Raw genomic sequence first — 2,959 nt, 5'->3', positions numbered from 1 at the left:
CCGCTCAAGGTGACCATCAAAAAAGGTAACAATCTTTTCCTACCTAAACCTGACATTCGCGGAAAGCCCGGAACCCGATCCTTTATCGGGTGAGGACTTGCAGCATTGGCAGGACTAACGTTTAATAGCAGCAATGCACCTGCTTTCCAAAAAAACAGAAAACTGGTTTAGTGATTTTTGTTTGCCCTTCGACTCCGCTCAGGATGACCGTAAGATTGAGTACGATCTTCCCTAATCTAAACCTGACATTCGCGGAAAGCCCGGAACCCGATCCTTTATCGGGTGAGGACTTGCAGCATTGGCAGGACTAACGTTTAATAGCAGCACTGTCCCTGCTTTTCAAAAAAAACTGCTAGTAATTTTTGTCGGCCCCTCGACTCCGCTCAGGGTGACAAAACGTGAGGAAATTTCCGTGTGTTCTGTGTTTCCGTGGCTAATAATAAGATGTGTATGCTGCGATTTTCTTTATAATCTTTGTGGTAAAAACCTATACGTAGAACTTCAGGTAAGTTTTAACGATGAGCCAAATGGCAAAAAAGATGATAACCACACCTGCGATTTTATTCAGTTTTTTAAGCGCGTCTTCTTTTATTTTATAACGGAGTTTACTCGAGTAGAAACTCTTTGCACCATCTATACTCAATTGGGTAGCCATGGCAATAAAAAAGCAGACTAGCTTTTCGTTCAGCATGTTATTCAATTTAACCGAGATGATCCCGCTTACAATAATCCAGAACATTAAGGTAGAGGGGGTAAGGATGCACATTAAAAAACCTTTTATTACATAGCCACGTTTACTTACTTTTTGAAGCGTTGAACTATTATAGTGCACCGTTATTTTAGAAACCAGGTAATATATACCTACGGCTAACAAGAATAGGCCCCCAATGGTGCCTACATATTTATCAAATTCTGCTTTATAATCAAAAAACTGGCTGCCAAAAAGAACCAGGCCAATTAAGACCACATCACTAATAATTACGCCAACAGCTAAAGAAAACCCAGCTTTGAAGCCCCTCTCTATGCTGGTTTTAATCATTGCAAAAAATACCGGCCCTGTTAAAAACGACGAAATAATCCCTGCTCCTATACCTAGTAATATGGCTTCAAACATGCATTGTATTGTTTATAATATGCGAATATGCAACTTTATACCTAAACATTTAACATTTATTTTTGTTGCATAGGTTGCATAAAATTTACTGGTTTTCATTWTTTTTTATTTATGTTTAGAGCCACTAAAACTAGATTTAAAAAATGAGTTCAGAACAAACACAAACCAAGTGGGGGCAGTTTATTCCTTTGGTTACGGTATTCTTTTTCTGGGGCTTTGTAGCCGCCAGTAATGATATTTTAATACCGGTATTTAAAAAAGCTTTTGATTTATCGCAAGCCGAAAGTCAATTGGTTTCATTGGCATTTTATATTGCTTATACAGTGGGTGCTTTAATTTATAACGGTATTTCTGTTATAATAGGACAAGATATTGTAAACAAATTGGGTTATAAAAATTCGCTTGCGCTTGGTCTGGTTATTTCGGCACTTGGAACCTTATTGTTTTATCCTGCAGCAAACATGCATTCGTTTCCTTTAATGCTTTCAGGCTTATTTATTGTGGCATTAGGTTTCTCCTTACAGCAGACTGTTGCAAATCCATTAGCTATTGCATTAGGGCCAATTAAAACAGGTTCGCAACGTTTAACGCTTGCCGGTGGTATTAATAACTTTGGTACAACCATTGGACCACTTATTGTAAGTTTCGCTATTTTTGGTTCTGCGGCAAATGCAACTACAAATATTAGTATAGAAAGCGTTAAAATTCCATATCTAATTTTGGGAGTTGCTTTTATTGCCGTTGCTGTTTTCTTAAAAATGTCATCGTTGCCTGATCGACCTGCTTTGGTTGAAGCTGTGGTTGAGGATACTAAATCGATTAAGGGATCTGCTTTGCAATATCCGCAATTGGTTTTGGGTATGATTGCCATATTTGTTTATGTGGGTGTTGAGGTATCTACCGCAAGTAATCTACCGGCTTATATGGAGAAAGATTTAGGCTTTGCCATTAAAGATATCGCACCTTATATCTCTTTATATTGGGCCAGTATGATGATCGGTCGTTGGACAGGTGCTGTTGAAGCTTTTACTGATAATATCAGCACACAAAAAGTATTACGTTTTATTGCACCATATTTAGCTTTTGGTATTTTCTTAGCTGTAAATGCTATAGCAAAACATGATCTTGCTCCATTTTATGTATACGGTTTGATTATATTGGTGTTAATTGCTGCTGATATGGCGAGTAAAGGTAACCCGGCCCGCATGTTGCTAATCTTTTCGGCAATAGGTATTACTGCGTTGTTAATCGGAATGTTTACTAAAGGAATGGTAAGTGTTTATGCCATTACCAGTGTAGGTTTATTCTGTAGCACTTTATGGCCTTGTATTTTTACCTTGGCAGTAAGCGGTTTAGGTAAACACACCAGTCAGGGAAGTAGCTTCTTAATTATGATGATTATGGGCGGTGGTATTATTAGTTGGGCACAAGGTGCTGTATCAGAATTTACAGGTATTCAATACAGTTATGTTGTAGGGATTATCTGTTTTGCTTACTTGGCATTCTATGCCTGGAAAGTAGCTGGAATATTAAGATCACAAGGAATAAACTTTGATCAAAAAATTTCTGGCGGACATTAATTTTTAATAAAGTAATTTTGCAGCCACAGAGATTTAGTTCTTTGTGGCTTTTTTGATTTTTATAATGGCAGATAAACCAAGTTTCGATTCGATATTTATGAACCTTGCCACCGATTTGGCAGCCCGTTCGCATTGCGTGCGTGCCCATGTAGGTGCAGTGTTAACAAAGGATACCCGTATTATTTCTATCGGCTACAATGGCCCACCAGCTGGTACCCACAATTGCGACGAGGAATGGCCTGAGCATGGCTGTGCGCGTGATAGT

At 38.4% G+C, this 2,959-nt stretch carries 3 protein-coding genes; 2 read left to right on the top strand and 1 reads right to left on the bottom strand.

Translation table 11 applies throughout. The annotated features are described in order from the left end of the window. Positions 1–487 precede the first annotated feature (487 nt). Positions 488–1,114 carry a LysE family translocator gene (locus AC1DPQ_RS23080; protein WP_477579608.1) on the bottom strand — a complete coding sequence of 209 codons (627 nt, stop codon included), beginning with the start codon at positions 1,112–1,114 and terminating at the stop codon, positions 488–490. Positions 1,115–1,257: 143 nt separating this feature from the next. On the opposite strand from AC1DPQ_RS23080, the gene AC1DPQ_RS23075 reads away from it, so the two are divergent. Both AC1DPQ_RS23075 and AC1DPQ_RS23070 read left to right on the top strand, forming a co-directional pair. Beyond that, entirely contained in the window at positions 1,258–2,694 is a 1,437-nt protein-coding gene (locus AC1DPQ_RS23075) for an MFS transporter (RefSeq protein ID WP_215131225.1), read from the top strand. A gap of 64 nt (positions 2,695–2,758) precedes the next feature. Beyond that, positions 2,759–2,959, top strand: a 201-nt coding sequence (locus AC1DPQ_RS23070; RefSeq protein ID WP_477611000.1) for a deoxycytidylate deaminase, incomplete at its 3' end; no start/stop codon positions are given.

Source organism: Pedobacter sp. 01T416_2 (genome assembly GCF_056398925.1).
This window is presented reverse-complemented; position numbering and strand designations above follow the sequence as displayed.

Excerpts from the sequence above, each read along its gene's own strand:
- AC1DPQ_RS23080 (WP_477579608.1), bottom strand. The coding sequence starts at position 1,114 with ATGTTTGAAGCCATATTACTAGGTATAGGAGCAGGGATTATTTCGTCG.
- AC1DPQ_RS23075 (WP_215131225.1), top strand. The coding sequence starts at position 1,258 with ATGAGTTCAGAACAAACACAAACCAAGTGGGGGCAGTTTATTCCTTTG.